4 protein-coding genes and 1 pseudogene are annotated in these 4,376 nt (G+C 67.8%); 2 read left to right on the top strand and 3 right to left on the bottom strand.

What is annotated here, in order from left to right:
• Window positions 1–1,109: 1,109 nt before the first annotated feature.
• Both ACFYW8_RS44390 and ACFYW8_RS44395 read left to right on the top strand, forming a co-directional pair.
• A pseudogene (locus ACFYW8_RS44390) lies at window positions 1,110–1,247 on the top strand (helix-turn-helix domain-containing protein); the annotation flags it as partial.
• 493 nt (window positions 1,248–1,740) lie between these two features.
• The gene (locus ACFYW8_RS44395; protein ID WP_355857780.1) at window positions 1,741–1,971 is read left to right on the top strand and encodes a DUF6479 family protein; all 231 of its coding nucleotides are present in this window, start codon (window positions 1,741–1,743) and stop codon (window positions 1,969–1,971) included.
• A gap of 297 nt (window positions 1,972–2,268) precedes the next feature.
• On the opposite strand, the gene ACFYW8_RS44400 is transcribed toward ACFYW8_RS44395, so the two are convergent.
• The 3 genes from ACFYW8_RS44400 to ACFYW8_RS44410 form a co-directional block, all read right to left on the bottom strand.
• Entirely contained in the window at window positions 2,269–2,487 is a 219-nt protein-coding gene (locus ACFYW8_RS44400; protein ID WP_261709725.1) for a hypothetical protein, read from the bottom strand.
• A gap of 487 nt (window positions 2,488–2,974) precedes the next feature.
• On the bottom strand, window positions 2,975–3,280 hold the full coding sequence (locus ACFYW8_RS44405; RefSeq protein WP_389093812.1) for a hypothetical protein: 306 nt from the start codon (window positions 3,278–3,280) through the stop codon (window positions 2,975–2,977).
• Window positions 3,281–3,353: 73 nt separating this feature from the next.
• Entirely contained in the window at window positions 3,354–4,223 is an 870-nt protein-coding gene (locus ACFYW8_RS44410) for an IS5 family transposase (protein ID WP_389093816.1), read from the bottom strand.
• Window positions 4,224–4,376: the final 153 nt, after the last annotated feature.

The raw sequence follows: 4,376 nt of genomic DNA on the forward strand, positions 1-4,376 counted from the left end.
ATGCCGAGAGTGCGCCGCAGCCGCTCGTACTCCGCCCGTTCGACATGGTCCAAAGAACGGCTCGGCCTGTGTCGGCCGTGTTCGTGCGGGCCGGAAGTGGCGGGCGGGTCCACGGCGAACTCCCTCCGCGCGCAGTCCTCGGCGCACCACGGCGGTATGCGCCCTGAGGGACGGATACCGCAGGACCGGCCAGCCCCTGTACCTCCATCGTCGTTCATCGACCACAAGCACGCAGCCTGTCCAGGAACTCCCCGTACCTTCGCCCCCCTGGTCATGGCCCGCTGCCGAACACCGCCCCGTCTGCTTCCCGAAGATCGGAGCGGGCGCGGTCCGGCTGGAGTCGGCCCGTGCAATCACCTGCCGATGATCCCCTCACCTGCCGCAGCGTCTGCTGCCGACAGGCAGGAACGGTCGCAACCGTTCACGCTCCGCTCCCTCAGATCACCCGTCCCAGGACGGGCAGAACGCCCCGGACAGAGGTCGGTCGCAAGGTCACAGGAACCTCCGAAGACGGCCGCCTGTTCGTCGCGGATCTCCCAGCGGACTCGCAGGCGCCGGAACCAGCGCAGGCGGGGAAGGCGCGCTCCACGACCCAGCGTTCCACACAGCACGGAGCGACAAAGGCGCTACAGGAGGTCTACGACGCCGAGGACCGCGCCCACGCCGAGAAGGCGATCGAGACCTCGCCCGCAGCTACGGGACGCGGTGGCAAACCTCACGAAGATCATCGAAGACCGAGACGAGGCTGGCGTTCTACGCCTTCCCTGGCGCGGTGCAGCCCGTCGCCATGGGGATCGGAACACTCAAGTTCCAGCCCTCACCGTCCCGCACTAGCGCACGGCGCCCGGCCCTTCGAGCCGCAGGCACCGGGCAGAACAGCGACGGCCGGACACAGCCCGGAGGCACTGACTTGGTCGCTCCCGACTGAAAAGCCCAGGCCGGGGCACTCGGTCTGGGCGGCACCAATGGGCGCCGCTCCCCCGAGAGAAAGAGAAACCCGTGTACATAGGCCTGGGTACCGTCGTTCTCATCATCGTCATCATCGCTGTCGTCATGCTGCTGCGCCGCGGCTGACCCACGCTCGGCACCTGTACGCGATCTCAGACGACATCCGCCGAACCTCTGCCGTGCTGGTGGAGTTGTGGGTGGTCGCGGGGGTCGCGGTCACTCAAGTCGCGGCCCGGTATGCGGTGTCGAGGCATTCGGTGCACTCCTGGGTGCGCAAGTACGAGCAATCGGGTCCTGCGAGGGCTGGGGGCGTCGTCGGCGTCGGTTTCGGTTGCGCAACCACCCTCCTGCTCGAGGACCGGCTCGCCGAGTACATCAAGACCGCATGGCAGCAAGAGCAGTCCGCGCGGTGCATCCCTCTGCCGACAGCCTGACAGGACCAGGAAACCTCAGCGGCGGCCGACACTCTGCGCGCCTGGGCACTGGTCCCACTACGGCCGACTCCGCCGTGGTAGCGCCGGTGGTGGCCGTCACCCGCGTCCACGATGCGGCTGCGGCATCCGTCGACGGTAGGGCAGGGGTGCGCATAGAGCGGTTGACAACCTCAACGGATATCTTGAGGACCGGCGAGCCCTGGTGCGGCTGATGACAGACCTGCATGCGCCGGCGGGGCAAAGCCCGCTCAGCGGCCCGTCACACCCGGGATCGTTCCGAGCACGGCAATTTGACCAAGTTCGCAACGTTTGAGTATCCGCGCGCCGTGAAGGCCGGAGAACGGGGTACACGGCCACCATGATCGCCTCTCAAGTCCTCGCGGCCGACGGCTCGTCGTCGCTCTTCCTGATCGTCGCCGGTGTAGTGGTGGCTGCCCTTCTGATCGGCGCGTTCTGGTACGGCAGCCGACGCGCAGCACACCGAAAGAATCCCGGCGCCAGGCCGGCAGCGCCGAATCCACAGACGGCACCCCGTCAGGATTCCTGGCAGACACCTGACGACGACACCGACGGGCAGCCCCGGCATTGACCCGACCCCACCGTCATGCCTGGCACTCAGGCACCACGGCCCTGCACTGATTGAGGCCGTTGATTCCATCGCGTGGCAACGCTTGTACAGGTTCTGGCCGAAACTGTAATCGCGTCCGCCGCGCAAACCCGGTGACCAGCGCTTTCAACAGGCTCTGACCCTTGATGCCGAGCGCCGTTCCGTACAGCTGGCCCACCTTCCAGCGTACGAGCGTGCGGCGTTCAGCGACGAGCACACCCTGCGCTGCAGGGTGCCCCCGTCACCTGCGACGGTACCCACGCAGCAGCCTGACGCCACTTACGACGGATCGGGACCCCACCGGTCCGGCCCGACGCCGTGCCAGTCGATGATCGGAGACTCAATCACCTCGGCCGGCTCCATTTCCAGCCCCACCCGACGCAGAAACTCCACCAGGTCCCGCACCGAGTACGCCAGCCCGAGGATCTCCCCATCCACCCGGACCCGCCGGCCCCCGGTCGGGGACGGCGGAGAGACGACCACACGAAGCCCAGGCATGAGCTCATGATCAGCCAACCTCCCGGCCGCCGCATCTCACCCGCCGTGATCGCCGCGCTGGCGGCCGGGGCAGGCCTCCCTTGATCGCCGACACGATGGTCCCCGAAGCGTTTGACGACGCCCATCCGGCCAACCGCTTGCGACACACCGGCACTCGCCCCCGCGCCGAGAACGATCAACACCTGGCACCGACCTAGGCCGTGTTTTGAAAGTGGTGCACGATGGGTCGACCGCGCACTGATAGAGAGAAGCCTCGTGGTTGACCCCGTACTCAAGGACGCTCTGCGCCATCTCCGCTCTGTGAAATCGCAGCAGCCATCCGGTGCGGACTCCGTCGAGTTCGCTGACTGGCGGGAGAGGATCGCTGCGGCCTTGGACGCATTGGCCTGTGTGCTGGTCTTCGAGGAGGACCGGGGCAGGGCGAGAGCAGAGGCAGCAGCAGCGCGGGAGCAGGCCGCAGAGGTTCGGCGCCGGGGTGGGGTCGGGGTTAGCGAGCGCTGATGCTGCGGGCGGCCATCCAGATGGTGAGGTCGCGGGCGATGTCGTTGATGCTGTTTGCCGTGGTGACCTCGTGCTCGTTGCGGGTGGTGTCGCGGCGGACGATCTCGTAGCTGCCTTCGTCCAGGACGGCCACCGAGGCGAACCAGGCGGGGTCGTCCTCGTCGGGCTGGATGACGACGAAGGTGTTGTCGGAGTCGTTGAGGTCGCCGATCATCATGAACAGTGCGTCCTCGGACGGGTCGTCGATACGGTCGCCGTTCTCGCTGTCGGCGCCGTAGTACCGAGCCCCCATCGCTGGCCTCTCCCTTCGCCCTGCTCAACCCGACCGCGGTCAGCATGGCATGGGCGGGTGCCCCTCCGGCAGGTCACAGCCACTCGCCGATCACGGCGACCAGTACCGTGGCCTCGAAGCGGACCGCGAGCTTGTCGAACCGCGTGGCCACCGCCCGGTTGCGCTTGAGCCGGTTGATCCCGCACTCCACCGCGTGACGGGCTTTGTAGTCCTCGCGGTCGAAGATCGGAGGCCGCCCGCCGGCCTTCCCACGTCGCTTGCGGTGGCCGACCTGGTCGGCCGGCTCCGGGATCGTGCACCGGATCCCGCGCTTTCGCAGATAGGCCCGGTTGGCGCGCGATGAATACGCCTTGTCACCCCGCACCCGCAACGGACGAATACGAGGACGGCCCGGGCCGACGCGGGGAACCCGTATGGCTTCCAAGACAGCGATGAACTGGGGGCTGTCACCACGCTGTCCAGCCGTGACCAGCACGGACAGCGGACGTTGGCCTTGCTCGCATGCGAGATGGATCTTGGTCGTCAAGCCGCCACGGGACCGTCCAAGGCCATGGTCCTCGGGCTCGAAACGGGTTCCGCCAGGCGGTTCCTTCTGGGCTTGGCCGTCGCGGCGGGCGCCCGCGGCGTGTTGATGGGCCCGGCAGATCGTGGAGTCGACGTTGACCTCCCAGGTGATGAGCCCGGCCGCGTCCGCCTGGGCCTGGAGCCCGGCCAGCAGCAGCGGCCAGATGCCGTCGCGCTGCCAGCGGCGGAAGAGTCCGTAGACGGTCTGCCAAGGCCCGTACTCCTGCGGCAGATCCCGCCACGGAGCACCAGTCCGCACCCGCCACCGGATCCCGTCGATCAACCTCCGTCGGCCAGCCGGAGGCCGACCCACCAGCGTCACCGGCAGCAACGGCTCCAGCTTCGTCCATTGCTCGTCAGAAAGATCCCCTCGCCCCACACCGAGGTCATCACGGAGCGAAGCGAGGCACAAGACCCACTTCTAAAACACGCTCTAGGTCGTGCTCGATGCGCCGGCGGAGTTTGGCGAGGCGGACCAGGGTGGTCAACGGTAGGCCGGAGGGCAGGTCGGACAGCCAGTACTGCACCGGCT

Source organism: Streptomyces sp. NPDC002742 (genome assembly GCF_042888885.1).
Lineage (GTDB): Bacteria > Actinomycetota > Actinomycetes > Streptomycetales > Streptomycetaceae > Streptomyces.

Coding starts and splice junctions, on each gene's coding strand:
- ACFYW8_RS44395 (WP_355857780.1), top strand. CDS start 1,741: ATGATCGCCTCTCAAGTCCTCGCGGCCGACGGCTCGTCGTCGCTCTTC.
- ACFYW8_RS44400 (WP_261709725.1), bottom strand. CDS start 2,487: ATGCCTGGGCTTCGTGTGGTCGTCTCTCCGCCGTCCCCGACCGGGGGC.
- ACFYW8_RS44405 (WP_389093812.1), bottom strand. CDS start 3,280: ATGGGGGCTCGGTACTACGGCGCCGACAGCGAGAACGGCGACCGTATC.